We start from the raw sequence: 26,994 nt of genomic DNA, 5'->3' as shown, positions 1-26,994 counted from the left end.
GCGGTGAACACCGCATCGTGGGGGCTGGTCAGGTCGCGGTGGGCTCGGGGTAGTGTGCCCCGGTGACCACGCATTCGAACACACCTTCAGGCTGGTACCCGGACCCGCACGGGGCGGCCCAGACCTTGCGTTACTGGGACGGCGCCCAGTGGACCGAGCACACGCACGAGGACGGCAAGGGCCAGGCCGCGCCGCAGGTGCCCCACCAGGCGGGGCCGGACGAGCGCGTCCAGCGCCAGGTGCAGCAGCAGGCCGGGGTCGCGGCGGGCGGCCCCGGCGGCGGCACGCTGTTCAGCGAGCCGGTGCTGGTGGTGAACCAGAAGGCCAAGCTCATCGAGCTGACCAACGAGTACAAGGTCATGGACCAGCAGGGCGGTCAGCTCGGCTCGGTCGTCCAGGTCGGCCAGAGCGCGCTGCGCAAGATCCTGCGCTTCGTCGTCAGCATCGACCAGTACCTGACGCACAAGCTGGAGATCCGCGACGCCCACGGGCAGCCGGTGCTGCTGCTGACCCGTCCGGCGAAGTTCCTCAAGTCGCGGGTGGTCGTGACGCGCCCCGACGGGCAGCCGGTCGGCGAGATCGTCCAGCAGAACGTCTTCGGAAAGATCAACTTCGCCATCAACGCGGACGGCCGTCGGATCGGCGCGATCAAGGCGGAGAACTGGCGGGCCTGGAACTTCGCGATCGTCGACCACGCCGACAACGAGGTCGCCCGGATCACCAAGACCTGGGAAGGCCTCGCCAAGACGATGTTCACCACGGCGGACAACTACGTCCTGCAGATCCACTACCAGCTGCCCGAGCCGCTGCTGAGCCTGGTCGTCGCCACGGCCCTGACCGTGGACACCGCGCTCAAGCAGGACGCGCGCGGCCTGGGCTGACGCCCCCGCGCGGAGGTGACACCGCCGGGTTGTCACCTCCGAGCACCGGGGCTACAGCGGGGTGAGGTGCTCCGGCCCGGTCGTCGGCCGGGGCAGCAGGGCCGGTTCGGCCGACGCCGTCTCCGGCCTCAGGGCCAGCACCGCCGCCACGGGGTGATCCTCGTCCTGGACGGCACCGGGTTGCGGCGCGGCCCGGGACAGCAGCACCACACCCCAGCCCGCGACGCCCGCACCGGCCAGCGCCAGGAGCACCCCCGCCGCCCCGCCCTGGAGGCGTTCGCCCAGCAGCGCGAGGCCGATCGCCGCGGCGGCCACCGGGTTCGCCAGGGTCACCATCGCCAGCGGTGCGCCGAGGCCACCCCGGTAGGCGGTCTGCGACAGCAGCAGCCCGGCCGCCGCGAAGGCCGCGACCAGCAGCGCAACGCCGATCACCTGCACGCTGAGCAGCGGGCCCGACCGGTCCGTCACGGCCACCGTCACGGTCTGGGTGAGCGCCGAGGCGACCCCCGAGGCGAAGCCGGACGCGGTCGCGTGCCGCAGTCCCGGCTTGGCGCCGCGCCGGGCCAGCAGCCCGATGAGCGCAGCCGTCGCGCCCGCCACCGCCACCGCCTCCGGCACGCTCAGCACGTCCTCGGGCGCCGGACCCGACGCGGTGACCAGGATCGCCGCCAGGCCGGCCAGGGTGAAGGCGGTGCCCCGCCACTCGGCGGCGCCGACCTTGCGCCCGGCGACCCGCGCCCCCATCGGCACCGCCGCGACCAGGGTGAGCGCGCCGAGCGGCTGCACCACGGTGAGCGGTCCGTACTTGAGGGCGACCACGTGCAGCAGCGCGGCGGCGGCGTTCAGCCCCACCGACGACCACCAGGCGCCGTTGCCGAGCAGACGCAGCAGGCCCGTGCCGGGGTGTCGTGAGGCCAGCCCTTCCTGGGCGACGGCGGCGGCCGCGTAGGCGACGGCCGAGAAGAGGGACAGGACGACGGCGACCAGGGTGGCGTTCATCGGCCCGCTCCCACGAGGACCGGCTCCTCGGCCGGGACGAGGGTGCGGATACCGCGTCCCGTCGTCGTGGCCGTGCGCCGGGGGGCGTGGATCAGCGCGAGCGCGAGGCCGAGCAGGGCGCCCGCCACGATCGCGTCGAGCCAGTAGTGGTTCGCCGTGCCCACGATCACCAGCAGGGTCAGCAGCGGATGCAGCAGCCACAGCCACCGCCACCGTGACCGGGTGGCGACGACGAGGCCGATCGCGACCATCAGGGCCCAGCCGAAGTGCAGCGAGGGCATCGCCGCGAACTGGTTCGACAGATGGTCCGTCCGCGGCGGGCCGTACACCGAAGGCCCGTACACGCGCGCGGTGTCGATCAGTCCCGTTCCCGTCAGCATCCGCGGCGGGGCGAGCGGAAGGGCGAGGTGCAGCACCAGCGCGGCGGCGGTGACCGCGGCCAGCACCCGGCGGGCCCACACGTAGTGGGCCGGGCGCCGCAGGTAGAGCCAGACCAGGAAGGCCAGGGTGGCGGGGAAGTGCACGGTCGCGTAGTAGGTGTTCGCGACCCTGACCAGGGTGTCGCCGTGCAGCAGCAGTGCCTGGACGGAGTCTTCCCGGGGCAGCCGGAGCAGGCGTTCGACGTGCCACACGTCGTGTGCGTTGCGGAAGGCCTCGCCGGTGTGGCCCGCGGCCAGCTGCCGGCCGAGCTTGTAGACGAGGAAGAGTCCTGCGACCAGCAGGAGCTCTCGGACTATGGGCGGCCGCGCCGGTGTGACCGGCTCCGCTTCCCCAGGCTCGGTGCGGGCATTCATCCCCCGGCCCCTTCACTGACGGTGGTGCGTGTGGGTGGTGCTGCCGTGCTCGTGACTCGTGCATACACCATCGATACTGTGTCGTACCGATACGCCAGTGTACCGATACGCCGGCGTACCGGTACACTGGCGTATCGATGGTGTGCGCCACACTGGACAGAGAATCCCGCGGCGGCCTCGAGACGGGCCGAAGGAACGGAAGAGAAGCGAGGGGAACGGCAGATGATGTCGCAGGCAGCGGACGGACCCGAGTCGGTCGCCGCCACGAGCCGCTCCAAGCTCACGCCCGAGCGTGAACAGGAGTTCTTCGACGCCGTCCTCGACCAGGTCCGTGAATGCGGTTACGAAGCCGTCACCATGGAGGGCATCGCCGCCAGCACCCGGTGCAGCAAGTCCACGCTCTACCGGCAGTGGAAGACCAAGCCCCAGTTCGTCGTGGCCGCGCTGCGCTCGCGTCGCGAGGCGCGGCTCACCGGCATCGACACCGGCTCGCTCGCCGAGGACCTGCGCGAGGCCGCGCGGGCCACCGGCCGCTGGTCGACGAACGACACCAAGCTGCTGCAGGCGCTCGGCCACGCCGTCACCGGTGACCAGGACCTCGCGCTGGCGCTGCGGGAGGCGATCATCACGCCCGAGATCGAGGCGCTGCGGGAGATCCTGCGGCGCGGGGTCGAACGCGGCGAGATCGCCCCTGACCACCCGGCGCTGGAGTACATCCCGGCGCAGATGTTCGGCGTGATCCGCGCCCGTCCCGTCGTCGACGGGGAGTACGCGGACCAGGAGTACCTGGTCCGCTTCGTGGAGGCCGCCGTCCTGCCGGCGCTCGGTCTCACCTAGGGGCCGGCCCGGAGACCGACGCGGAGATCAGCACAGGGATCAACACATGGCTCAGGCCACCGTCCACGGGATGACTGGACGGTGACCTGTCTCGCGCCGCACCGTGGGGACGGGGGCGGCGCGCACCACCCGGCCGGGTGGGGCCCCCTTGAGCGGAGGGGTGCCCCACCCGGCCGACCGTGTCAGACGTCCTGTCCGCTGCCGCCGCCCGTCGACACCTTGATGCCCTTGGTGATGGTGTCGATGATCGACACGCTCTGATCGGCGTCGACCCCGAAGCGGAGCACGACCAGCCGCTTGGTGTCCGCGGGCGCGGGGAACGCCAGCGACTCGACATAGCCGTCCGCACCCTTGCTCGTGACCGCCTTCCAGCGCACCAGGTAGCCCTTCTGCCCGGCCACCGTCACCGCCTTGGAGGCGAGCACCTGGTGCGAGGTGATCGCGCCGTACGTCGTGCCGCCGTAGGACTCCTCGGCGTTGGCGGAGATGTCCGCCTTCGCGACCGCCTCGGCGGTCTCGCCCTTGGTCTCCAGCACCTCGACGGGCGCCGAGTACACGCCCCCCTTGGTGCAGGTCTTGGAGGTGTCGCCGGGGCACTTGTAGGAGGAGTCGGAGGTGATCTGCGCGCCCACGCTCAGCTCCTGGCCGGTCCAGCCGTCCGGAATGGCGATGCTGATCCCGTTGAGCGCGTCGGTCACCGCACCGCTCTTGATCTTCGGTGCCTCGGACTCCCCGGGCGAGGGGGAGGCTCCCCCCGAGCCCCCCGAGCCCCCCGAGTCTCCGGAGCCGCCCGAGCCACCGGAGTCGCCGAAGGGCCCGCCCTGGCCGCCGCTGCCGTCCTGGCCGCCCGTGCCGCCGGGCCCGCCCTGCCCGCCCGGTCCCTGGGCCGTGCCACTGCCGCCGCCCGAGCCGTCGTCCTTGGCCAGCGCGTACACGCCGACCCCGATGCTGGCGAGGACCGCCACGGCCGCGGCGACGGCTATGCCCGTCCGCAGTCCGCGCCGCCGGCCCGGGTCCGCCGGCGCCGCGGGATACCCCGGATAACCGGGATACGCCGGGTACGCGCCGTCCGCCGGGGTCTGCGCCGGCGGACCCCATACGGCGGCCGAGCCCGCGGCGCGGGTCTGGTCCGTCCATGCCTTGCCGTCCCACCAGCGTTCGGTGGCGGGACCGTCACTTGTCTGCCCCGGATCGGGATACCACCCGGGAGGAGTCACCTGCGTCATGACCCCACCGTATGAGGCGTCGGTGAAAGCCGGATGAGAGGGAGGGCACTCTGTTGAAATCCGTTACGGGCGCCCGCCGCCCGGCTGGCGTGAATTGGACGTCAATTCGGTGCCCGTCACTCGCCGTTGACGCGGGGGGACCACTTCCGCAGGCCCGCCGGGGCGTCCCGGACCGTCGCGTGTCACCCTGGAGGCGGGACCTGCCCGGACCGCCCTCCGCGCGAGCCCCCGGACGGCTACGCTCGACGTCGGTACGTCGTTCGGGCGACTTGGGGAGGTAGCGGGATGACGGAGGTCAGGCCGACGACGGCCGCCTCGGCTTCCCTGTGGGAGCGCGAGCGGGAAGTCACCGCCATCGCGGAGGCGGTGGAGACACTCTGCGCCGACCGGTCCTCGTCGGGTCACCTGCTGGTGCTTCGGGGCGAGGCGGGATTCGGCAAGACCGCGTTGTTGGCCGAGACCCGCCGTATCGCCGAGAGCCGCGGCTGCGCGGTCTGGTCGGCCCGCGGCGGCGAGACACTGAAATCCGTCCCCTTCAACGTGGTACGGCAGCTGCTTCAGCCCACCCTGCTGTCCCTGCACCCGGAGGAGGCCCGCGAGTACCTCGGCGACTGGTACGACATCGCCGGTCCCGCCCTCGGCATTCTGGAACCCGGCGAGGGCCACGCCGACCCGCAGGGCGTCTGTGACGGCCTCGTCGCCGCCGTGACCAGGCTGGCCAGGCGCGACTACCCGCTCGTCCTGCTGATCGACGACGCGCACTGGGCCGACCAGGAGACCCTGCGCTGGCTCGTCGCGTTCGTCGAACGCCTCGAGGAACTCTCCGTCCTGGTCGTGGTGGCCCGCCGGCCCGGCGAGGTCAAGGGCGACGCCGCCCGCCACCTCGACGCCATCGGCGTGGCCGCGGGCCGCGCCGTCACCAGCCTCAGCGCCCTGACCCCGCCCGCGGTCGCCGGCCTCACCCGGGCCACCCTCGGCCCGCACGCCGACGCCGCGTTCTGCCGCGAGGTGTGGGCCGTCACCGACGGCAACCCCTACGAGACCGTCGAACTCCTCGCCAAGGTCCGCGACAGCGAACTGGAGGCGAGCGAGTCCTCGGCGGGCGAACTGCGCGCCCTGAACCGCGCGGCCCGTGGCGGCGGCCTCGTCGACCGCCTGGAGAAACTGGGCGTCGACGCCACCAAGTTCGCCATGGCCGCCGCGATCCTCGGCGCCGACATCTCCGTCGCCCAGGCCGCCCTGCTCGCCGGACTCGGCCGCGACGACGCGGCGCGCTGCGCCGAGCTGCTGCGCAACGCCCGCATCCTCACCGAGCCCGTCCCCGGGGCTGTCCCGGCGGGCGACGGCGATCTGGAGTTCGTCCACCCGCTGATCGCCTCCGCCGTCTACGACTCCATCCCCGGAGGCCTGCGCACCGCGATGCACGGCATCGCCGCCCAGGTCGTCACCGACGCCGGCAAGGGCCTCGCGGCCGCCTCCCGGCACCTGCTCCAGGTGCACGCGGAGGGCGACGAGGAACTCGTCGAGCAGCTGCGCGAGGCCGCCCGTGAACACCTCGCCGTCGGTGCCCCCGACGCGGCCCGCCGCTGCCTGGAACGGGCCCTGAGCGAACCGCCCGCCCCCGAGGTGCACGCGCACGTGCTCTACGAACTGGGCTGCGCCACCCTCCTCACCGCCCCCGCCAGGACCATCGACCACCTGCGAACCGCACTCGCCATGCCGGGACTCGACGGCACCGAGCGCGTCGACGCCGTCTACCGTCTCTCCCAGGCCCTCCTGCACAACGACCAGCTGGAGGAGGCCGTCCGCACGGTCGAGGCGGAGGCCGCCCGGCACGCCCCCGGACCCGCGCGGCTGCGACTGCAGGCCGTGCAGTTCATGTGGGAGGGCGTGCACGCCGGGGAGGCGACCACACCGCGCCGCTCCGAGCGGCTCGCCCAGCTGGTCGAGACCTGCACCGGCCGGGACAACGCCGAGCGCGCCCTGCTCATCCTGCGTGGCTTCGACGCCATGACCCACGGCGAGAACGCCGAGGAGGTCGCCGAGTTCTGCGACCGCGCCCTCGTCAACGGCGGTCTCGCGCCCGGGCTCGGCTGGACCGACCAGGAGTGGGGCATCGAACTGCTGATGATGCTGGCCAGCTCCTACGCCTACACCGACCGGCTCGACCGCGCCGACGCCCTCTTCAACGAGGCCCTGCGCGCCTACACGTCCGCCGGCTGGAGCGGCGGCCACCTCGCGCTGGCCCACGCCTACCTCGGACTGGGCCTGCGCCGCCGGGGCCGTCTGAAGGAGGCGGAGGAGTCCCTCAGGGAATCCCTGCGGGTCGCCGAACGCGTCGGCCGCGGCCTGCCCCTGTACTGGTCGGCCACCTGCAACCTCATCGACACGCTGCTGGCCCGCGGCCATGTCGCCGAGGCCTGGGAGACCGCCGAACAGTACGGTTTCGCCCCGCCGTACCCGTCGACGATCGTGCTTCCCGACCCGCGCTCGGTGCGCGGCCGGCTGCTGCTGGCCGTCGGCCGGGTCAAGGACGGCATCAACGAACTGGAGGCGGCCGAGAAGGCGGCCGCCGCGCGCGGCCACCTCAACCCGGTGATGGTCCCCTGGGCCGTCGAACTCGCCCGAGCGCTGGCCACCGAGGACCCGGACCGGGCCAACCGGCTCGTCTCCGAGGCCCGCCGTCAGGCCGAGCGCTTCGGCACCGACACCGCGATCGGGGAGGCCCTGCGCTGCGCCGCGGCCCTGGAGACCGGCCAGCGCGCGGTCCGGCTGGCCCAGCAGGCGGTCACCTTCCTGGAGTCCTCGCCCTGCCAGTACGAACACGCGGCCGCCCGCGTCGAGTACGGCGTCCTCTCCCGCTCGGTGTCCGAACTCGGCCGGGGCCTGTCACTGGCGCGTTCCTGCGGAGCGGACGGCCTGGTGGACAAGGCCCAGCAGGCACTGCGGGGGATGGGCGCGCCGCAGGTGGGCCTGGTACCCGGACAGACCCGGAGATAGCCGCGGCAGGCCGCCGGTGGAGGTGACACCGGCGGCCTCCCGCGGCGGCCCGCGCACGGCGTGCGGGGCATCCGCCGTCAGGAGCCCAGCAGTTCCTCGGTGAGCCGCGCGAGGCGCGCCCGGACCTGCGGGTCGTACGTCGCCTCGTGCGCCCGCGCCGGACGTGTTCCGTCGAAGAAGCCGCCCGTGCCCGACTCCTGGGTGGCCAGCGCCAGGACACCCGGCGCGCCGTCGGCGACCGTGCTCCAGGGCGCGACCCCGCCCTCGCGGACCATCGCGGTGTCCATGAACGTCGCCGGATGCAGCACGTTCACCGACACCCCGCTGCCCGTCGGCTCCGCCGCCAGGGCGAACGTGTGGGCCGCCAGCGCGAACTTGGACCGGCAGTAGGCGGCGAACCCGTCGTAGCCCCGGGTGAACCCGGGGTCGTCGAAGTCGACGGGTTCCTGGCCGACCGAGCCGACGTTGACGATCCGCGCGGGCGCCCCCGCCCGCAGGGCGGGCAGCAGGGCGCGGGTCAGGGCCACCGGTGCCAAGTAGTTCACCGCCAGCCGCAGTTCGTGACCGTCGGCGCTCACCTCACGGCCCGAACCGGGCGAACCGGCGCCCACCCCCGCGTTGTTGACGAGCACATCGAGCGCGGGGTGGGCCTCGGCGACCCGCTCGCCCAGCCCGCGCACCTGCGCCAGCGAGGCCAGATCGGCGACGAACCCCGCCGCCTCGCCCTCGGCACGCAACTCGGCGACGAGCCGCTCCGTACGGCCCGGGTCACGGCCGTGGGCGAGGACGAGATGGCCGGAGCGGACGAGTTCGAACGCGACGTACCGGCCGAGGCCGGAGGTGGCGCCGGTGATCAGGATGGTGGACATGCCCCCACCGTAGGCACGGCACACCGGTTTCCGGGTGATACCGCCGGAGCCACCACCGGCAGGATCACCCTCGGCTTTCCTCGGCCGTACGCGCCTCAGCCGGCCCCGTCCTCCTCGGCCAGCACCCGCTGGGCCGTCGCGAACGCCGAGTTCGCCGCCGGAACCCCGCAGTAGACGGCCGTCTGGAGCAGTACGGCGCCGATCTCCTCGGACGTGAGCCCGTTGCGCCGGGCCGCCCGAACATGCATGGCCAGCTCTTCGTAGTGGCCGTGCGCCACCAGCGCGGTCAGCGTGATCATGCTGCGCTCACGGCGGCTCAGCGTCGGGTCGGTCCAGATCTCGCCCCAGGCGTAGCGGGAGATGAAGTCCTGGTAGCGCGCGGTGAACCCGTTCTGCCGAGCCTGCGCCCGGTCCACGTGCGCGTCCCCGAGCACCTCCCGGCGCACCTCCATGCCCCGCTTGGCGCCGCCGTCGAGATGGGTGCGCAGCACGGTCAGTACGGCCTCGGGGCACTCGGCGGGCGCGAGATGCGAGGCACCCGGGAGCTCGACCAGTGCGGCGCCGGGCACCGCGTCCGCGATCTCCCGCAGATGCGCGGGCGGCGTCGCCGGATCCTCACGCCCCGCGACCACCACGGTCCGTACGGCGATCTCCGGCAGCCGCTCGCGCAGATCGAACGCGGCCAGCGCGTCACAGCACGCCGCGTAGGCCTCCGGATCGGCGTCGCGGTGGTCGGCGACCAGCCCCGGCACGGTGAACCCGGGAGTGAACCAACGGGCGTTCGCACCCTCGGCGAGCCCCGCCAGTCCCTCGCGGCGCACCAGCGCGGCCCGCTCCTCCCAAGGCGAGGCCCCGTTGAAGTGGGCCGACGAGCAGATGACCGCCAGTGCCGACACCCGCTCCGGGTGATGCAGCGCCAGCTGCAGACCCACCGCGCCGCCCAGGGACACGCCCGCGTAGGCGAACCGCTCCAGGCCGAGCGAGTCGGCCAGCGCCAGCACCAGGTCGGCGAGGTCCCCCACGGTGGCCCCGGGACCGATCAGGTCGGCCGCCGAACCCCCGTGCCCCGGCAGGTCCCAGCGGACCACCCGGTGCGTGGCGGACAGCTCGGGCGCGACCTTGTCCCACAGGGCGTACGAGGTACCCAGCGAGGGGCCGAGCAGCAGCGCCGGAGCGGAAGTCGGACCCTCGGCGAGGTGGTTGAGCAGCTTCTCGGTCAACGTCGCTCCAGCGCACGGTCGGTGAGGATTCCGGCGGAGCCGGTGTAGCGGGCGGGATCGGTGAGGTCGCCGAGGTCGACGTCCTTCAGGTCGGGCGCCGTCGCCAGCAGTTCGGCCAGCGGACGGTCCTCGGCGTAGGTGCGCCGGGCGAGCTCGGTGAGCAGCTCCTTGGCGCGGGCACGGCCGAGCACGGCCGACAGCGCCGCGGACAGCCGCTCGGAGACGATCAGCCCGTGGGTGAGGCCGAGGTGCGCCCGCATCGCGTCCGCGTCCACCCGGAGCCCCTCGGTCAGCTCGGCCGCGTCCCGGGCCGCCCCGCCGGTCAGCCGGAGCAGCTCCCTGAGCGGCTCCCACTCGGCGTGCCACGCCCCGGCCGGCCGTTCGTCCTCGGCGGCCAGGGACCCGTACAGCGTGGCCGCGAGCTGCGGGGCACGCCGGGCGGCGGCCGCGATCAGCGTGGACCGCACCGGGTTGGCCTTGTGCGGCATGGCCGAGGAGCCGCCTCCGCCGCTCTCCGCGACCTCGGCGATCTCGGTGCGGGCGAGGGTCAGGACGTCGGTCGCGACCTTCCCCAGCGCGCCCGCGGAGAGGGCCAGACATCCGGCCAGGTCGGCGATCGGCGTGCGCAGCGTGTGCCACGGCAACAGCGGTGCCCGCAGGCCGAGTTCACGGGCGAAGGCGGCGGGCAGCGCGGTCGCGTCGGGGGCGCCGTACGCCGTGAAGGCCGCCAGCGTCCCGGCCGCGCCGCCGAGTTGGGCGGGCAGCGCGTCCCGTACCGCCGTCACCCGGTCCCGCGCGTCCAGCACCAGCGACCGCCAGCCGGCCGCCTTCAGTCCGAAGGTCGTCGGCACGGCGTGCTGGGTGAGCGTCCGGCCCGGCATCGGCGTGTCGCGGTGCGCGGCGGCCAGTCGGGCCAGTGCCCGCTGGACGCGGTCGAGGTCGGCCAGCAGAAGATCGAGGGTGCGCACCGCGACCAGCATCGTCGCCGTGTCCATGATGTCCTGGCTGGTCGCGCCCCGGTGGACGTACGGGCCGTACTCCTCGCCGACCGCCTTCGTCAGATCGGCGACCAGCGGGATCACCGGGTTACCGCCGCCGCGCGCCCGCCCGGCGAGGGAGCGCACGTCGAACCCGCCGTCGCCGGCCGCCGAGGTGACCGCCGCTCCGGCGCCCTGCGGGGCCAGCCCCAGCGCCTCCTGGGCGCGGGTCAGCGCGGCCTCCGCGTCGAGCAGCGCCCGCAGATAGGCGCCGTCGCCGGTCGCGGCGGCGGCGGGGGAGCCGGTCCACCCGGGGGCGAGCAGGCCGGCGTCGTCGTGCGCAGTTGTCACTGGAACTCCAGGAAGACCGTCTCGCCTTCGCCCTGAAGGCGGATGTCGAAACGGTAGGTCCCCAACTCGCCGCGCGTGGCGATGAGCGTGTCGCGCCGCGCCGGGTCCACCCGCGTCAGCAGCGGGTCGGAGGTCAGCGCGGCCTCGTCGTCCGGCAGGTAGATCCGGGTGAACAGGTGCACCAGCAGCCCACGGGCGAACACACAGACACTCAGATAGGGAGCGCTGTGCCCGCGCGCGCCCGGTCGCAGCGTCCGCGCCGACCAGTGACCGTTGGCATCCGTCTGAATGCGGCCCCAGCCGGTGAACTCCACGCCGTTGCGGCCGAGGAAACCGCCGCTCGACGCGTCCCGCCGCATCGAGCCGTCCACCCGCGGCAGATTGCCCTCGGGGTCCGCGCCCCACAGTTCCAGGAACGCGTCCGGCAACGGGTTGCCCTCCCCGTCGTACACATGGCCCTGGAGCGCGATCGTGTCCGGGTGGCCGAGCGGGGCGATGTCACCACCGCCGGGAAACGGCAGAGCATGGCCGTAGAAGGGGCCGACCGTGTGCGACGGAGTGGGGAGCACGGTCTCCGGACGGCTCGTGTCGATCTTCGTCATGGCAGGTCAGCGTCCTTCTTCGATCCAGGTGGCGTGCGGCCCGTCGAGCACGATGTCCCAGTGGTAGCCCATCGAGAACTCCGGCACCGACAGGCTGTGGTCGTACGTGGCGACCAGCCGCTGCCGGGCCGCGTCGTCCGTCACCGACTGGATGATCGGGTCGTAGGGGAACAGCGGGTCGCTCGGGAAGTACATCTGCGTCACCAGCCGCTGGGTGAACGCCGAGCCGAACAGCGAGAAGTGGATGTGGGCCGGCCGCCAGGCGTTGACGTGCTGACGCCACGGATAGGGGCCCGGCTGCACGGTGGTGAAGCGGTAGAAACCGCTGTCGTCCGTCAGCGTGCGGCCGACGCCCGTGAAGTTCGGGTCCAGCGGAGCGTCGTGCTGCTCACGCTGGTGGGCGTAACGGCCCGCCGAGTTGGCCTGCCAGATCTCGACCAGCTGACCGCGGACCGGACGCCCGTCGCGGTCCAGCAACCGGCCGGAAACCGTGATCCGTTCACCGATCGGCTCGCCGTTGTGCTGCCGGGTCAGGTCGTTGTCGATCTCGGTGATGTCCCGTTCGCCGAAGGCGGGGGAGACCAGCTCCACCAGCTCCGGGTCCTTGCTGACGTCGATGGCGACCGGCGGCTGTTTCGGGTGGCGCAGGACGGAGGAGCGGTACGGCGCGTAGTCGCGGCGCGGCTGGTGCTCGACCGGCGCGCCGTCGGCGATCCGCTTCTCGTACGCGGCGTGCTCGGCCGCGATCTCCTGGTCGATGTCGGCTTGCGTGAGAGTCATGGGAGTTCCTGGGTTTCTTATCGTTCGAGGACGAGGGCGAGGCCCTGGCCCACACCGATGCAGAGCGTGGCGACCCCGACGCCGCCGCCCCGACGGGCCAGCTGGTGGGCGACCGTACCGGCGAGACGGGCACCGGAGGCGCCGAGCGGATGGCCGAGGGCGATCGCGCCGCCCTGCGGGTTGAGGACCGCCGGGTCGAACTCGGGCCACTCGGCCACACAACCGAGCACCTGGGCCGCGAAGGCCTCGTTCAGTTCGAGCACCGACAGATCGGCGAACCCCCTGCCCGCCTTGGCGAGCGCGCGGTTGACGGCCTCGACGGGGGCGAGCCCGAAGTACTGCGGGTCGATCGCGGACACCCCGGTGGCGCTGACCCGGGCGAGGGGCTCACGTCCGGTCGCCCTCAACCCCTCCTCGTCCACGAGCAGCAGGGCCGCGGCGCCGTCGTTCAGCGGCGACGCGTTGCCCGCCGTCACGGTCCCCTCCTCGGTCCGGAACGACGGCCCGAGCTTGGCCATCGCCTCCAGCGAGGCGTCCGCCCGTACACATTCGTCGGCGCCGAACACGACCGGGTCGCCCTTGCGGCGCGGGATCGACACGGGCGCGAGCTCGGCGTCGAACAGACCCGCCTGCTGGGCCGCCGCGGCCTTGCGGTGGCTGGCGAGGGCGAACTCGTCCTGCTGCTCGCGGCCGATCTTGTGCTTGTCGGCGATCAGCTCGGCCGACTCGCCCAGCGGGATCGTCCACTGCGGGTCCATCCGCGGATTGACCATCCGCCAGCCCAGCGTCGTCGAGTACAGCTCGCCGTGTCCGGCGGGGAACGCCCGGTCCGACTTGGGCAGCACGTACGGTGCGCGGGTCATCGACTCCACACCGCCGGCGACGGCGACGGAGGCGTCGCCGGCCGCGATCGCCCGAGCCGCCTGGATGACCGCCTCCAGACCGGAGGCGCACAGCCGGTTGACGGTGACACCCGGTACGGAGGTGGGCAGGCCCGCGAGCAGCGCGCCCATGCGGCCGACGTTGCGATTCTCCTCGCCGGCCCCGTTGGCGTTGCCGAAGTACACGTCCTCGATGCGGGAGGGGTCCAACGCGGGTGTACGGGCGACGAGTTCACGGATGGCGTGCGCCGCGAGGTCGTCCGGGCGCACCGAGGCCAGAGCGCCGTTGTAGCGGCCGATCGGGGTGCGGACCGCGTCGACGATGTAAACGGTCCTGAAACCGTTGCTCATGACTGGACCTCCTCGGCGAGACGGACCTTGGCGGCCGTCTTCGTGACGATCTCCTCGGCGGTGACGCCCGGCGCGGTCTCCACCAGCACCAGACCCTCCTCGGTGACGTCGAGGACACCCAGGTCGGTGATGATCCGGTTCACGCAACGCTTCCCGGTCAGGGGCAGCGCGCAGTCCGTGAGGATCTTGGGGCTGCCGTCCTTGGCGGTGTGGGTCATGACGACGATCACCGTACGGGCCCCGTGCACCAGGTCCATCGCCCCACCGATCCCGGTGATCAGCTTGCCGGGGATCGCCCAGTTCGCCAGGTCGCCACGCTCGGAGACCTGCATCGCACCCAGCACGGCGACGTCGATGTGCCCGCCGCGGATCATGCCGAAGGACAGCGCAGAGTCGAAGAAGGACGCGCCCGGCAGGACCGTCACGGTCTCCTTCCCGGCGTTGATGAGGTCCGGGTCGACGGCGTCGTCGGTGGGGTAGGGGCCGGTGCCCAGGATGCCGTTCTCGCTCTCCAGCACCACCTCGACGTCCGCCGGGAGGTAGTTCGGGATCAGGGTCGGCAGCCCGATGCCGAGGTTGACGTACTGACCGTCCCGCAGCTCGCGCGCGGCGCGGGCGGCCATCTCCTCACGTGTCCAGGCCATCACTCGCTCACCGTTCCCTCTGCTCCCTCTGCCGCGGGCGCGGAGACCGTCCGCTGCTCGATCCTCTTGTCCGCCGCCTGCTCCGGGGTCAGCGCGATCACGCGCTGCACGAAGATGCCCGGCAGATGGACCGCGTCCGGGTCGATCTCACCGGGTGCGACGAGCTCCTCGACCTCGGCGATCGTGATCCGTCCGGCCATCGCGGACAGCGGGTTGAAGTTGCGGGCGGACTTGTTGAACACCAGGTTGCCGTGCCGGTCGCCCTTCGCGGCCCTGACCAGCGCGAAGTCGGTGCGGATACCGTGCTCCAGCACATACTCCGCGCCGTCGAACTCCCGGACCTCCTTCGGCGGCGAGGCCAGGGCGACACCGCCCTCGCCGTCGTAACGCCACGGCAGCCCGCCCTCGGCGACCTGGGTGCCCACGCCCGCGGGCGTGTAGAAGGCGGGGATCCCGGCCCCGCCGGCCCGCAGCCGCTCGGCCAGCGTGCCCTGCGGGATCATCTCGACCTCGAGCTCGCCGGACAGGTACTGGCGGGCGAACTCCTTGTTCGCGCCGATGTAGGAACCGGTTACCCGGGCGATCCGACCGGCGGCGAGCAGCACCGCGAGGCCCGACTCCATCGCGCCGCAGTTGTTGGAGACGACCGACAGTCCGGCGACGCCCCGCTCGTACAGAGCCTGGATGAGCACATTCGGCACGCCGCTCAGTCCGAATCCACCCACTGCCAGGGACGCGCCGTCCGGCACGTCGGCCACCGCCTCCAGGGCCGTGGCGACCACCTTGTCCATCCGTGAAGCCCCATCTCTTCCGCGCGCCCCGGCCCGTCAATTAATCAGGGCACTGATTATTTCTCCGAGGTTTCCCACACGCTGCCACCGCAGGGTGGAGCAGTCAAGACCCCAGGCCGGGGGTTCGACCAGGGTCACACGGGCACAAGACCAGGCCGGTCGCACGCGGTATCGTTCAGTGCACCGACGAAATCTCACGCTGAGGAGCGCACATGGCCGCGGTGGATCTCACCAGCCACCCCGGGCACCTGGCCCGGCGGCTCCAGCAGGCGCACTACCTGCTGTGGAACACGATGGTCTCCGAGGAGATCACCTCGCCGCAGTTCGCGGTCCTCAACGCGCTCGTCGCCGAGCCGGGTCTCGACCAGCGCACGGTGGGGGAGCGGGTGGGCCTCGACCGCTCCACCATCGCCGAGGTGATCAGCAGGCTCATCCGCCGAGGGCTGCTCGACAAGGTCCGCGACCCGCAGGACGGGCGCCGCTACCTGCTGGGGCTCACCGACGAGGGACTGCGCACCCACCGCCGGCTCACCGTCCGCACGGCCCGGATGAACCAGGTCTTCCTGTCCCCGCTCTCGGCCGCGGAACAGACCCTGTTCCTCGAGCTCATCCAGCGCGTCTCGGACGCGGCGGAGGGCCTGCGCAACCCGGGGGAGCCCCTGGTCGCGCCGTCCTGATCGAGACCTCTGGGCGCGATCGGGCCGGCGGATCAGCGTGCCTGCGCGACATCAGGGTGCCTGGGCGGCATCGGGGGCCTGTGCGAACACCACCCACACCTGGCCCTCGGCGAAGGCGACCGGGGCGCCGTCGGCGGTCGTGAAGTCCGTGCCGTCCGTGGCCGTCGCCCGCTTCCAGTTCACGTCGTGGACCCGTCCGTCGCGCAGCACCCGCGCCCTTCCCGAGCCCACCGTCTCGGTGTACGGCGTGTTGTTGCCGAGGAAGTCGTGGAAACCCGACGCGCGCACCTTCACGTACTGCACGACCACCGTCGCGGGGGCCACCTGCGTCCCGTCGGTCGTCACCGTCGGCGCGCCGTCCGTGGAGACCAGCCAGCGCGCCCGGCTCACGGACCAGGTGAAGGTGAAGCGGGCCGCCGGGTAGCGCACGGTGAGCGAGGGCTGCGCCGTACCGCCGGAGGGCGCGGTGCCGTAGCGGAACCCGGTGGTCAGCGCGGCGGAGCCCGGTGCGGAGGGCATCAGGCGACCCGGGCGCACGTAGAGGTTGTGCGGCGCGGCCCTCTTTGTGCCCCGGTAATAGGCCCCGGCGCCCGCCCCGTCCTCGGGCGTGACGGCGTCCAGCGGCGCCCGGTCGATCAGCGGCAGCAGCTTGCCCTGCGCCCCGGAGAACGCCAGCACCGGCCGCGTGAACTGGCCCAGCAACTCCAGATCGGACTCGCGGGCACTGCGCACGGGACCGACGGCCTTCGGCACCTTCGTCGCGTACACGGCCATCATCCGGCTCAGCCCGCCCTCGACCTGCTCCACGTAGACGATGTCCGCGGAGTCGAGTCCTGTCTGCGGCCGCGCGCCGGGGGCGTTGTCGATCTTCACGGCGAGCACGGAGCCGGCGACGGCGGTGGGGCTGGTGCTCCCGCTCGGGCTCGGCTTCTGCGACGCGCTCCGGCCGTCGTCCCGCGACGGCTCGCGGGACGTCGTGCAGCCGGCCGTGAGGACGAGCGCCAGCATGGCGGCCAGCAGCGCAGCGGCGACCGTGGAGGGTCCGGCACGCATCGCGCGTGCCGGACGACCCGGATGGCTCGGGCGATCCGGATGTCTTCGACGCGTCGGATGTCTCGAACGACCTGTGCCTGTCATGGCCACCCCCGTTTCGTGTATTTGATTGTGCGCTCATCCGTTCGAGAGTGGCTATGCGTGGCGGCAGGCGGCAGGCGGCAGGCGGCGGGTACAAGGGGCCGGGGGTGCGGCGCAGCCGGGGCAGGGGGCTGCGGGCGTCGTGGTTCGGGGCCGGGCGGTCGGGTACCCGGGCCGCAGCCAGGACCCGGTACCCCCGGACCAGCCGGGACGGACCGGTCGGCGGAGGGAGCGCGGCGCGATGAAGGCAGTGACCTGGCAGGGCAAGCGCGACGTACGGGTGGACACCGTGCCCGACCCGACGATCCAGGAACCGACGGATGCCGTCATTCGCATCACGTCCACCGGCCTGTGCGGCTCGGACCTGCACCTGTACGAGGTGCTCACCCCGTTCATGACCCCGGGCGACATCCTCGGCCACGAACCCATGGGCATCGTCGAGGAGGTCGGTGCCGGAGTGCCCGACCTCAAGGCCGGCGACCGGGTCGTGGTGCCCTTCCAGATCGCCTGCGGCAACTGCTGGATGTGCCTGAACGCGCTGCCCACCCAGTGCGAGACCACCCAGGTCACCGGCGAGGGCATGGGCGCCGCCCTGTTCGGCTACACCCGCCTGTACGGGGCGGTGCCCGGCGCCCAGGCGGAGTATCTGCGGGTGCCGCAGGCCCAGTTCGGCCCCATCAAGGTGCCCGAGGGACCGCCCGACGACCGCTTCGTGTACCTCTCCGACGTCCTGCCCACCGCGTGGCAGGCGGTCGCCTACGCGGACATCCCCGAGGGCGGCAGCGTCGCGGTACTCGGCCTCGGCCCCATCGGCGACATGGCCTGCCGTATCGCCCAGGTGCGTGGCGCGGGCCGGGTGTTCGGCGTGGACCTGGTCGGCGACCGGCTGCGCCGGGCCCGGGCGCGGGGCGTGGAGACGTACGACCTCCGCAGCTTCGACACCGAGAAGGAACTCATCGCCGCGATCCGCGACGAGACCGACGGTCGCGGCCCGGACGCGGTGATCGACGCCGTCGGCACCGAGGCGCACGGCAGCGCGGCCGCCCGCATGATCCAGAACGCCGCCGCCATGCTGCCGCGGAAACTGAGCGGCCCGCTCTCGGAACGCTTCAGCGTCGACCGGCTCGCCGCCCTGCACACCGCCATCGAGCTGGTGCGCCGCGGCGGCACCCTCTCGCTCGTCGGCGTCTACGGCGGCATGGCCGACCCGCTGCCGATGCTCACCATGTTCGACAAGCAGCTCCAGATCCGCATGGGTCAGGCCAACGTGCGCCGGTGGTGCGACGACATCCTGCCGTACCTCACCGACGAGGACCCGCTCGGCGTCGACGACTTCGCCACCCACCGCGTACCGCTGTCGGAGGCCCCACACGCGTACGAGATGTTCCAGCACAAGCAGGACGGTGCGGTGAAGGTCCTCATGACACCGTGAACCGTGAAAGCGGTTGGGAGCGGTGGGGACAATGGGTGAGGGCGCAACCGGTTACGGATGAGGTTGCCGCGTGAAACCGATGGTGGATCAATCTCTGCGCCGGAAACCGGTTGTGGATCAGGCTCGCACCCGAAACCGGTTGTGGATCAGGGCGCACTAGAAACCGGTTGTGGATCAGGTGGCGCCTGACACCGGTTGTGCATCAGGCGCTGTTCCCGAAACCGCTTGTGGCGCCCGATCGATCCTCCTCGGAGGCGCAACCGCTTGTGGATCAGATGGTCGCTCGTGGCCGCTCATGGCCGCTCGTGGCCGCTGGGGGATCACGTCGCGGGCGGCGCCCCGAGGATCTCCGCCAGGTCGTAGCGCACCGGTTCCTCGAGTTGCGCGTATGTGCAGCCGTCCGGGGTGCGGTCGGGGCGCCAGCGGCGGAAGCGGGCGGTGTGCCGGAACCGTGCCCCGTTCTCCATGTGGTCGTACGCCACCTCGACCACCCGTTCGGGTCGCAACGGCACCCAGGACAGGTCCTTCTTGCCCGACCAGCGGCTCGGCGCCCCGGGCAGCCGTGCCGTCTCGTGGGCGGATTCCTCCGACCAGGCCGCCCACGGATGGCCCGCCGCGTCCTCCATGCGCAGCGGCTCCAGCTCCTCGATCAGCTCCGCCCGGCGTTTCATGGAGAAGGCGGCCGACACGCCGACGTGCTGGAGAACGCCCCGATCGTCGTACAGACCCAGCAGCAGCGAGCCGACCACCGGTCCGCTCTTGTGAAGGCGGTATCCGGCGACGACGACGTCCGCGGTGCGTTCGTGCTTGATCTTGAACATGGCGCGCTCGTCCTGGCGGTAGAGCAGGCTGAGCGGTTTGGCGATCACCCCGTCCAGGCCCGCGCCCTCGTACTCCTCGAACCACTGCCGTGCCACCTCGGCGTCGGTCGTCGCCGGCGCCAGGTGCACGGGTGCCGTCACCCCGGCGAGCGCCTCGGTCAACAGCTCACGCCGGTCGCTCAGCGGCACGTCCAGGAGCGACCGGTCGGCAAGCGCGAGCAGGTCGAAGGCGACGAACGACGCCGGGGTCCGTTCGGCAAGGGTGCGCACCCGGGAATCCGCCGGGTGGATGCGCTCCGTGAGGGCGTCGAAGTCGAGTCGCCCCTCCCGGGCGATCACGATCTCCCCGTCCAGCACGCACCGCTGCGGCAACCGTTCCCGCAACGCTTCCACCAGTTCCGGAAAATACCTGGTCAGCGGCTTCCCGGTGCGGCTGCCCAGTTCGATCTCGGCACCGTCGCGGAAGACGATCGCCCGGAAGCCGTCCCACTTCGCCTCGTACTGCATACCCGGCGGAATCGCCGCCACCGACTTGGCGAGCATCGGCTTCACGGGCGGCATCACCGGCAGATCCATGCTCCGATTCTGCGCGAGGATCACGGGGACCGCCCGGTGTGCGGACCGTCCGGTGTACGGGCCGCCGCGAGCTGATGCGAGCTGTCAAAGGTGTGTCTACCGTGGCTCGCATGGGCGATGCGGTGGAACTGGAAGTGGCCGGCCGGACGGTACGGCTGTCCAGCCCCGACAAGGTCTTCTTTCCGGAGCGCGGCTTCACCAAGCTGGACCTCGCCCGCTACTACCAGGCGGTCGCGCCCGGCATCCTGCGCGCGCTGCGCAACCGCCCCACGACACTGGAGCGGTACCCGGACGGCGTGGGAGGCGAGTCCTTCTTCCAGAAGCGGGCGCCGAAGAACATGCCCGACTGGATCCCGACCGCCCACATCACCTTCCCCAGCGGGCGCAGCGCCGACGAGATGTGCCCGACCGAGGAGGCGGCCGTCCTGTGGGCCGCCCAGTACGGCACGCTCACCTTCCACCCCTGGCCCGTGCGCCGCGACGACGTCGACCGCCCCGACGAACTGCGCATCGACCTCGACCCGCAGCCCGGTACCGACTACGACGACGCGGTCCACGCCGCGCACGAACTACGCGCCGTGCTGGAGGAGTTCGGCGGCCTGCGCGGGTGGCCCAAGACCTCCGGCGGCCGTGGTCTGCACGTCTTCGTGCCGATCGAGCCCCGCTGGACCTTCACCCAGGTCCGGCGCGCCGCCATCGCCGTCGGCCGGGAGATGGAACGGCGGCTGCCGGAGCGGGTGACGATCAAGTGGTGGAAGGAGGAGCGGGGCGAGCGCATCTTCATCGACTACAACCAGACCGCTCGCGACCGCACCATCGCCTCCGCCTACTCCGTCCGTCCCCGTCCGCACGCGCCCGTCTCCGCGCCGCTGCGCTGGGAGGAGGTCGGCGACGCCCACCCCGCCGACTTCGACCTCGCGACCATGCCGGCCCGGTACGCCGAACTCGGCGACGTGCACGCCGACATGGACGACCACGCGTTCTCCCTGGAAGCCCTGCTCGAACTCGCCCGCCGCGACGAACACGACCACGGCCTGGGCGATCTGCCGTATCCGCCGGAGTACCCGAAGATGCCCGGAGAGCCGAAGCGGGTGCAGCCGAGCCGGGCCAGGCACGAGGACGCCCCCGCCCGTCACGAGGACGCCCCGGGCGGGCCCGGGGCGTCCTAGAGCGACCGTCCGGTGCCGGCCGGACGGCTGCTGTCACAACTCCTTGATGCGGATGTCCCGGTACGAGACGACGTCCGTCGTGCCGTGCACCTGGATCCCGAGGTATCCGGAGGCGAAGCGCCGTCCGTCCGTGCCCGGGTCGTCCGCGCGCGGCGGCGAGAACTCCTGGCCGCCGGTGTTGTCGAACTCGTTGATCAGCACACCGTTGCGGTAGACCGAGTAGTGCTGGTCGACCACCCTGATCTCGTAGTCGTTCCAGGTCCCCTTCTGGGTGACGCCCGCGCCCGCGAGCCCCACCCGGTCGAAGCCGTACACCGACCCGGTCTTGTACATGTCCCCGTCCGGCCGGTCCAGTACCTGGATCTCGTGCCCGTACTTGATGGCGACCCACTCCGGTCGTGACTCCTCGGCGTGGTCATGGACCCACGGGAAGCGCACGAGCACACCGGAGTTGGCGTTGCCCGTGCCCGGAGCGTCGTCGCGCCACTGGAGCTTCAGCGAGAAGTCGCCGTACTTGCGCTCGGGGAACCACAGCATGCCCAGGCCCTCGCGGGAGGTCCCGCTGGTGATCGATCCGTCGCCGTTCTGCGCGAACGATCCGCCGCCCACCTGCTGCCACTTCGCGAACGAGCCCGCGCTCCCGTCGAGGATCGTGCGGTAGCCCTCGGTCTGGCCGGGCTTGCCGATCCCGGAACGGCCGGCGGCCTCCTGTACGGCGTCGTACTCGCGCTGGTCCAGGATCCCCTCGCCGAACAGCGCGTCGAGGACCGTCTTCACATGCTTGAGGAACAGCGCGTGGGACGTCCACTCCTTCTCGTCCTCGATCAACTCGTTGATCCGGCACCGTTTGTCGGTCAGCCGGTTCGGCACCCCCGAGTCGACCGTGCCGACGATCACCGTCAATCGCTCGTCGTATTCGGGGCAGTTGGGGGCCGGAACCTGGCTCGACACCACGGTGAAGGTCACCGTGCGCGCGGTGGAGGTGTTGCCCGCCTTGTCGGTGGCGCGGTAGGCGAGGGTGTGCGGGCCGGCACGGTCGACCACCACCGGGATGGTGTATGCGATGTACGGTCCACCGTCGAGTGAATACTCGATCCGGTCGACACCCGACCCGTGCTCGTCCGTCGCGCTCACGGTCACCCTGGCGTTGCCGACGTAGGCACCGCCGGAGTTCTTCGTGCCTTCGACGCTCACGCCGGTCACCGGTGGTGCGGTGTCCTGGGGGGTCGCCGCGACCACGGTGAACCGGACGCTCTTCTCGGCGGCCGCGTTGCCCGCCTTGTCGGTGGCCCGGTACCGCACGGTGTGGGCGCCGACCTGGTGCACCATCACGGGCGCGGTGTACGGCTGCCAGGCCCCGGAGCCGACGGCGTACTCGATCGTGTTGACGCCGGATCCGGTGTCGGAGGCCGACACGGTGACGGTCGCCATGTCGATGTACGTGCCGTCGGGGTTCTGCTCGCCGCTCACCGTCCCGGAGGTGTCCGGGGGTGTTGTGTCGTCGGAGGGCGGGGCGACGACCGTGAACGCGACGGTCTTCTCCGCGGAGACGTTGCCGGCCTTGTCGAACGCCCGGTAGCGGACCTGGTGGCTGCCGACCTGGTCGACTACGACCGGTGCGGTGTACGGGATCCAGTCACCCGCAGTGCCGACCGCATACTGGATACCGTCGACCCCCGACCCGCCGTCGTCGGTCGCCCCGATCGCGACACTCGCCGAGCCGACGTACTCGCCCTGCGCGTTCTGCGTGCCGGTGACCTGCGCCGCCGTCTCGGGCGGTGTCGTGTCCTCGCCGCCGCCCTCGGTCACCACGAGGATGCCCTGCATCTGGCCATGACCCGGGATGGTGCAGTGGTAGAAGTAGCGCCCCGGGGTCAGGGTGACCTCGGCGGTGTGCCGGCCGCCGGTGTCGTCGTTCGGGTTGGCCAGGATGTTCAGCGTGACGTCGTCGTTGAACTCCGGGTCGCTGGTCGCGAACGTCAACGTGTGCGGCATGCCCATGGTGTTGCCGGTCGCCACGCTGTTCTCGAAGACGATCGTCGCCTGACCCGCCACCGCCGTCGTCGGCGCCGAAACGTACTGGGTGATGTCGTCGCCGGCGGTCCAGGTGAGCACCTGGGCGGCGGCCGCCGGTTCGGACCGTGCCGGGGTGGGTGCCGCCTGAAGCCCGAGCGTCAGCAGTACGGCGGCCAACAGGGCCGTCCAGATTCTTCGTTGTCGTGTCTGTCGTGTCTGTCGTGTCTGTCGCTTCTGCCGTGTCCGCTGTATCACTGTGCCCCCCTCGCCAGCCGGTCGGCGGCCGGCGTCGGGCCGCCGCCCTGGTAAGTGACCTTCCACAGAGCAGACTTGGCGTCCGAGGTGAAGAAGCCTCGGCCGTAGTCGAGGACGTACAGGGCGCCGTCCGGGCCGAACTTCCAGTCCATGAGGTTCTTGATGCCGTCGTTGCCGACCGGCACGATTCTTTTCAGCGACTCCGAGTGGACCGGCAGCCCGCCCGACCCTTGTGTCCTCGGGTCCATGACCACCGCGTTGCGCGGCTGATCGGCGTCGTAGAAGTCGCCGACGAACCACTTGCCGTCCCAGTACGCGGGCCACCTGGTCGTGCTCGCGCCGGCGGCGTCGTACCGGTAGACCGGACCGTTCATCGCCGCCTGCCCGCCGCCCTTGAGCCACGGCAGCCGGTACGTCGCCTGGTCCTGCCGGTAGGAGGGGATGCCGTTTGCGTCGCGCGGGTAGTCCGGTGCGCCGCCCTGGGGCGAGTACCAGATGTTGTTGCCGGTGACCGGCGGCAGGTTGACCAGGCCGTCGTTGTTCGGCGACTCGTTCTTCGGGTGGTCGCAGTCGTACCAGCCCAGCGGCTGCGACGGATCCGGCAGGTTGCGGTCCCGGTAGGGCTGCTTGTTACCCATGCAGTACGGCCAACCCCGGTTGCTCGCCTGGGTGATGACGGCGAACGTGTCGTACTTCGCCGGCCCCCAGACGGGCGAAGGCTCGCCCGCGTCCGGGCCGACCCAGCCCGCGTAGAGGATGTCGGTGGTGCGGTCGACGAAGATGCGCGCGGGGTTGCGGACGCCCATCACATAGATCTCGCCGCGTGTCTTGCCGCCGCCCTCGTCGGTCTCGCGGCCCGTGAACAGGTTTCCCGCGGGAAGCGTGTACGTTCCGTCGGGTTCCGGATGGATGCGCAGGATCTTGCCGTTGAGGTTGTGAGTGTTTCCGGCCGTACGGCGGGCGTCGGCGAAGGAGACACCCTTGAAGTTCGGCTGCGGGTTGTTTCCGGAGTAACCCCCGCTGAAACCACTGGAGTTGTTGTCACCGGTGGCGATGTACAGGTTGCCCTTCGAGTCCCAGGCCAGCCCGCCCCCGGCGTGACAGCAACTGTGTACCTGCACCGGCCACTTGAGCAGCACCTTCTCGCTGCCGAGGTCGAGCCGGTTGGTGGCGAGGTCGAGTGTGAAGCGGGAGACCCGCCGCTCGGCCATCCGGGTGTCACGGTTGACGCCCGAGTGAGGGGTGTAGTGCAGGTACACCCAGCCGTTCTGCTCGAAGCGCGGGTCGAGCTCGATACCGAGGAGGCCTTCCTCGACCTTGACGAGCTCGTCGCCGCCGCCCTTGTTGCCGAAGACCGTCACTTCCCCGGCCAGGGTGACCTTTTTGGTCGCCGGGTCGTAGACGTGGATCTGTCCCTTGCCCTTGCCCACGTCCGGGTTGTTCCAGTCGGTGATCACCGGCCGGGAGGAGTCGGCGCCGCCCCGCCCGATGTAGAGAACCCGGCCGTCGGGCGCGGTGACCAGGCCGTGCGGCTCACCGATCTGGTCGTTCTGGCCGGGCTGGTTGGCCGGGGTCAGCCGCTCGGCCTTGTAGTTCCCGGTGATGGTGGCCTTGCAGTCGGCCTGCACCAGCCGGGACGTCCAGAGCAGGGCGCCGCGCAGATGCGTACGGAAGTCCGTCTCGTCGTACGACGAGACCGTGCCGCCCATGCCGGTGTAGAAGGAGCGGCCGCCGTCGTAGTCGCGGCACCAACTCACCGGATGGTCGGCGCCGTTGGCGCTCGCGCCCGGCCGGTAGGTCGACTCGCGTACCCGGGCGACGGTGTGCACCTCGCCGGACGGGTTCTTCGCCCAGTTCGGCCACAGGTCGGGGCGCTTCCACTCCAGGGGCAGCCCTCCGGTGGCCGGATGGAGCCGGTCGCCGACCTCGACGGTGGCCCGCTGTACGGCCGTCGGGCTCGACGCGGCGGGACGGGCGCCGATCAGGCCGGTGAACCAGTCCGAGTACGGTTCCGCGCGAGCCGCGTCGTGGACACCGACGAATCCGCCGCCGGCCTCCATGTAGGCCTCCAGGCCCGCTTCCTGCTCCGGGTCGAGGACGTCGCCGCCCCCGGTCAGGAACACGACCGCGTTGTAACCGCCCAGCCGTGTCTCGCTGGTGAAGACCGAGGCGTCGTCCGTGGCCTCGACCTCGAAACGCTGGTCCGCCGGCCCGGACAGGCCGATCCGTTCGATGGCCTCGATACCGGCGTTGACGACCGGTGCCTCGTCCCCGGCCGCGGCCGACCCGTGGAAGATCAGCACCCGTACGTTCGGGCCGCCCGGTGGCGACTTGACGGACATCGTTGTCAGGGGTGGCTCGGGAGCCGGGCGCGCGTCCGCGGCCGGCGCGGAGAGCAGGCCGGCGACGAGCGTTGCGCACGCCACGGCGGTCACCCGGATTCGTCTTCTCGTACTCAACCCTCGTAAGTGCATGGGCACCTCCTCGGTCACAGCGACAGCGCCACGGAAGGTAGACCCCATTTGCATGACTCGCCAATACCTATGACCGCAATGGCATGAACTTTGTCCTGGGTGTGGAGAAACGGCGGAACGACCGGTACCGTCTCACAGGTTCATCACAGGCTCGTCTTCTTCATCGTCGCAAATTCCGTACCAGGGCGGGGAGTTCGGCATGGACAGACGCGGGTTCAACCGCCGGGTGCTGCTGGGCGGTGCAGCCGCCGCGACATCGTTGTCCTTGGGGCCGAGGGCGGTGAGCGCCGACGGACCGGCGAAGGTCGCCCCGGCGGGGGGAGCGGTCAGACACCTCAAGCTGTACGCGGAGAAGCTCGCCGACGGACAACTCGGCTACGGCTTCGAGAAGGGGAAGGCGACCGTCCCCGGGCCGCTGATCGAACTCAACGAGGGCGACACCCTGCACATCGAGGTGGAGAACACCCTGGACGTGGCGGCGAGCCTGCACGTCCACGGCCTGGACTACGAAGTCTCCAGCGACGGAACGAAGTTGAACCACAGTGACATCGAGCCCGGCGGCACGCGCACCTACACCTGGCGCACCCATGCCCCCGGTCGCCGCGCCGACGGCACCTGGCGGGCGGGCAGCGCGGGCTACTGGCACTACCACGACCACGTCGTGGGAACGGAACACGGCTCGGGTGGCATCCGCAAGGGCCTGTACGGACCGGTGATCGTCCGGCGCAAGGGAGACATCCTGCCCGACGCCACCCACACGATCGTCTTCAACGACATGACGATCAACAACAGACCGGCCCACTCGGGCCCCGACTTCGAGGCGACGGTGGGCGATCGGGTCGAGTTCGTGATGATCACGCACGGCGAGTACTACCACACCTTCCATATGCACGGTCATCGTTGGGCCGACAACCGTACCGGCCTGCTCACCGGCCCCGACGACCCCAGCCAGGTCGTCGACAACAAGATCGTGGGCCCGGCCGACTCCTTCGGCTTCCAGGTCGTCGCGGGGGAGGGGGTCGGCGCCGGCGCGTGGATGTACCACTGCCATGTGCAGAGCCACTCCGACATGGGGATGGTCGGACTCTTCCTGGTGAAGAAGCCCGACGGCACGATCCCGGGATACGAGCCGCACGGGCCGCACGGGTCATCCGGGTCTCCCGCCGGGTCTCCCGCGCCGGACGGGACCGGCGACGCGCACGAGCACTGAGGTGCGCAGGGGCGGAGAGCGCTCTCA

At 71.6% G+C, this 26,994-nt stretch carries 22 protein-coding genes; 7 read left to right on the top strand and 15 right to left on the bottom strand.

Annotated elements, in window-relative coordinates; all coding sequences use genetic code 11:
* Positions 1-62 precede the first annotated feature (62 nt).
* Complete coding sequence (locus OHU34_RS07960; protein ID WP_142267056.1) at positions 63-881, top strand: phospholipid scramblase-related protein; 819 nt, start codon at positions 63-65, stop codon at positions 879-881.
* Positions 882-932: 51 nt separating this feature from the next.
* Here the strand turns inward: OHU34_RS07960 and OHU34_RS07955 are convergent, their stop codons facing one another.
* Together OHU34_RS07955 and OHU34_RS07950 are read right to left on the bottom strand one after the other, a co-directional pair.
* Positions 933-1,880, bottom strand: a complete 948-nt coding sequence (locus tag OHU34_RS07955; RefSeq protein ID WP_405765550.1) for a hypothetical protein — start codon at positions 1,878-1,880, stop codon at positions 933-935.
* Positions 1,877-2,674 carry a phosphatase PAP2 family protein gene (locus tag OHU34_RS07950; RefSeq protein ID WP_142267058.1) on the bottom strand — a complete coding sequence of 266 codons (798 nt, stop codon included), beginning with the start codon at positions 2,672-2,674 and terminating at the stop codon, positions 1,877-1,879. The genes OHU34_RS07955 and OHU34_RS07950 overlap by 4 nt, the downstream gene beginning before the upstream one ends.
* Positions 2,675-2,896: 222 nt before the next feature.
* On the opposite strand from OHU34_RS07950, the gene OHU34_RS07945 reads away from it, so the two are divergent.
* Positions 2,897-3,511, top strand: a complete 615-nt coding sequence (locus tag OHU34_RS07945; protein ID WP_142267059.1) for a TetR/AcrR family transcriptional regulator — start codon at positions 2,897-2,899, stop codon at positions 3,509-3,511.
* 182 nt (positions 3,512-3,693) lie between these two features.
* On the opposite strand, the gene OHU34_RS07940 is transcribed toward OHU34_RS07945, so the two are convergent.
* On the bottom strand, positions 3,694-4,737 hold the full coding sequence (locus OHU34_RS07940; RefSeq protein ID WP_142267060.1) for a DUF2510 domain-containing protein: 1,044 nt from the start codon (positions 4,735-4,737) through the stop codon (positions 3,694-3,696).
* Positions 4,738-5,022: 285 nt separating this feature from the next.
* Here OHU34_RS07940 and OHU34_RS07935 point away from each other — a divergent pair, with 285 nt between their 5' ends.
* A complete protein-coding gene (locus OHU34_RS07935; protein WP_142267061.1) occupies positions 5,023-7,737 on the top strand; it encodes an AAA family ATPase in 2,715 nt (904 codons plus the stop codon).
* A 77-nt stretch (positions 7,738-7,814) separates the two neighbouring features.
* Here OHU34_RS07935 and OHU34_RS07930 read toward each other — a convergent pair whose 3' ends face one another.
* The 8 genes from OHU34_RS07930 to OHU34_RS07895 all read right to left on the bottom strand — a co-directional run bounded on the left by OHU34_RS07930 (position 7,815) and on the right by OHU34_RS07895 (position 15,203).
* Entirely contained in the window at positions 7,815-8,606 is a 792-nt protein-coding gene (locus OHU34_RS07930; protein ID WP_405765546.1) for an SDR family NAD(P)-dependent oxidoreductase, read from the bottom strand.
* Positions 8,607-8,701: 95 nt separating this feature from the next.
* Positions 8,702-9,826: a 3-oxoadipate enol-lactonase gene (gene pcaD, locus OHU34_RS07925; protein WP_142267063.1), complete on the bottom strand. Its 1,125-nt coding sequence runs from the start codon at positions 9,824-9,826 to the stop codon at positions 8,702-8,704.
* The gene (pcaB, locus tag OHU34_RS07920; protein ID WP_142267064.1) at positions 9,823-11,154 is read right to left on the bottom strand and encodes a 3-carboxy-cis,cis-muconate cycloisomerase; all 1,332 of its coding nucleotides are present in this window, start codon (positions 11,152-11,154) and stop codon (positions 9,823-9,825) included. The genes pcaD and pcaB overlap by 4 nt, the downstream gene beginning before the upstream one ends.
* Positions 11,151-11,756, bottom strand: a complete 606-nt coding sequence (gene pcaG, locus OHU34_RS07915; RefSeq protein WP_142267065.1) for a protocatechuate 3,4-dioxygenase subunit alpha — start codon at positions 11,754-11,756, stop codon at positions 11,151-11,153. The genes pcaB and pcaG overlap by 4 nt, the downstream gene beginning before the upstream one ends.
* A gap of 6 nt (positions 11,757-11,762) precedes the next feature.
* Entirely contained in the window at positions 11,763-12,536 is a 774-nt protein-coding gene (gene pcaH, locus OHU34_RS07910; protein ID WP_054241401.1) for a protocatechuate 3,4-dioxygenase subunit beta, read from the bottom strand.
* A gap of 17 nt (positions 12,537-12,553) precedes the next feature.
* Positions 12,554-13,768, bottom strand: coding sequence for a thiolase family protein (locus tag OHU34_RS07905; RefSeq protein ID WP_142267066.1), 1,215 nt, complete (start codon positions 13,766-13,768; stop codon positions 12,554-12,556).
* On the bottom strand, positions 13,765-14,412 hold the full coding sequence (locus OHU34_RS07900) for a CoA transferase subunit B (protein WP_142267067.1): 648 nt from the start codon (positions 14,410-14,412) through the stop codon (positions 13,765-13,767). The genes OHU34_RS07905 and OHU34_RS07900 overlap by 4 nt, the downstream gene beginning before the upstream one ends.
* A complete protein-coding gene (locus OHU34_RS07895; protein ID WP_405765541.1) occupies positions 14,412-15,203 on the bottom strand; it encodes a CoA transferase subunit A in 792 nt (263 codons plus the stop codon). Before OHU34_RS07895 ends, OHU34_RS07900 begins: the two co-directional genes overlap by 1 nt.
* A 212-nt stretch (positions 15,204-15,415) precedes the next feature.
* Between OHU34_RS07895 and OHU34_RS07890 the strand changes: the two genes are divergently transcribed.
* On the top strand, positions 15,416-15,880 hold the full coding sequence (locus OHU34_RS07890) for a MarR family winged helix-turn-helix transcriptional regulator (protein WP_142267069.1): 465 nt from the start codon (positions 15,416-15,418) through the stop codon (positions 15,878-15,880).
* A gap of 51 nt (positions 15,881-15,931) precedes the next feature.
* Here the strand turns inward: OHU34_RS07890 and OHU34_RS07885 are convergent, their stop codons facing one another.
* Positions 15,932-16,933, bottom strand: coding sequence for a DUF3048 domain-containing protein (locus tag OHU34_RS07885; protein ID WP_405765539.1), 1,002 nt, complete (start codon positions 16,931-16,933; stop codon positions 15,932-15,934).
* 322 nt (positions 16,934-17,255) lie between these two features.
* Here OHU34_RS07885 and OHU34_RS07880 point away from each other — a divergent pair, with 322 nt between their 5' ends.
* Complete coding sequence (locus tag OHU34_RS07880) at positions 17,256-18,446, top strand: zinc-dependent alcohol dehydrogenase (protein WP_142267071.1); 1,191 nt, start codon at positions 17,256-17,258, stop codon at positions 18,444-18,446.
* Between the two features lie 320 nt (positions 18,447-18,766).
* On the opposite strand, the gene OHU34_RS07875 is transcribed toward OHU34_RS07880, so the two are convergent.
* Positions 18,767-19,843: an ATP-dependent DNA ligase gene (locus OHU34_RS07875; protein ID WP_142267072.1), complete on the bottom strand. Its 1,077-nt coding sequence runs from the start codon at positions 19,841-19,843 to the stop codon at positions 18,767-18,769.
* 110 nt (positions 19,844-19,953) lie between these two features.
* On the opposite strand from OHU34_RS07875, the gene ligD reads away from it, so the two are divergent.
* A complete protein-coding gene (ligD, locus tag OHU34_RS07870; RefSeq protein WP_142267073.1) occupies positions 19,954-21,012 on the top strand; it encodes a non-homologous end-joining DNA ligase in 1,059 nt (352 codons plus the stop codon).
* A 33-nt stretch (positions 21,013-21,045) separates the two neighbouring features.
* Here the strand turns inward: ligD and OHU34_RS07865 are convergent, their stop codons facing one another.
* Complete coding sequence (locus OHU34_RS07865; protein WP_405765535.1) at positions 21,046-23,205, bottom strand: OmpL47-type beta-barrel domain-containing protein; 2,160 nt, start codon at positions 23,203-23,205, stop codon at positions 21,046-21,048.
* A 74-nt stretch (positions 23,206-23,279) separates the two neighbouring features.
* Positions 23,280-25,757 carry a ThuA domain-containing protein gene (locus tag OHU34_RS07860; RefSeq protein ID WP_405765533.1) on the bottom strand — a complete coding sequence of 826 codons (2,478 nt, stop codon included), beginning with the start codon at positions 25,755-25,757 and terminating at the stop codon, positions 23,280-23,282.
* Positions 25,758-25,956: 199 nt separating this feature from the next.
* Here OHU34_RS07860 and OHU34_RS07855 point away from each other — a divergent pair, with 199 nt between their 5' ends.
* On the top strand, positions 25,957-26,967 hold the full coding sequence (locus OHU34_RS07855; protein WP_142267076.1) for a multicopper oxidase domain-containing protein: 1,011 nt from the start codon (positions 25,957-25,959) through the stop codon (positions 26,965-26,967).
* The last annotated feature ends 27 nt before the right edge of the window (positions 26,968-26,994 follow it).

This window comes from Streptomyces sp. NBC_00080 (assembly GCF_045041255.1).
GTDB lineage: Bacteria > Actinomycetota > Actinomycetes > Streptomycetales > Streptomycetaceae > Streptomyces > Streptomyces coriariae.
This window is presented reverse-complemented; position numbering and strand designations above follow the sequence as displayed.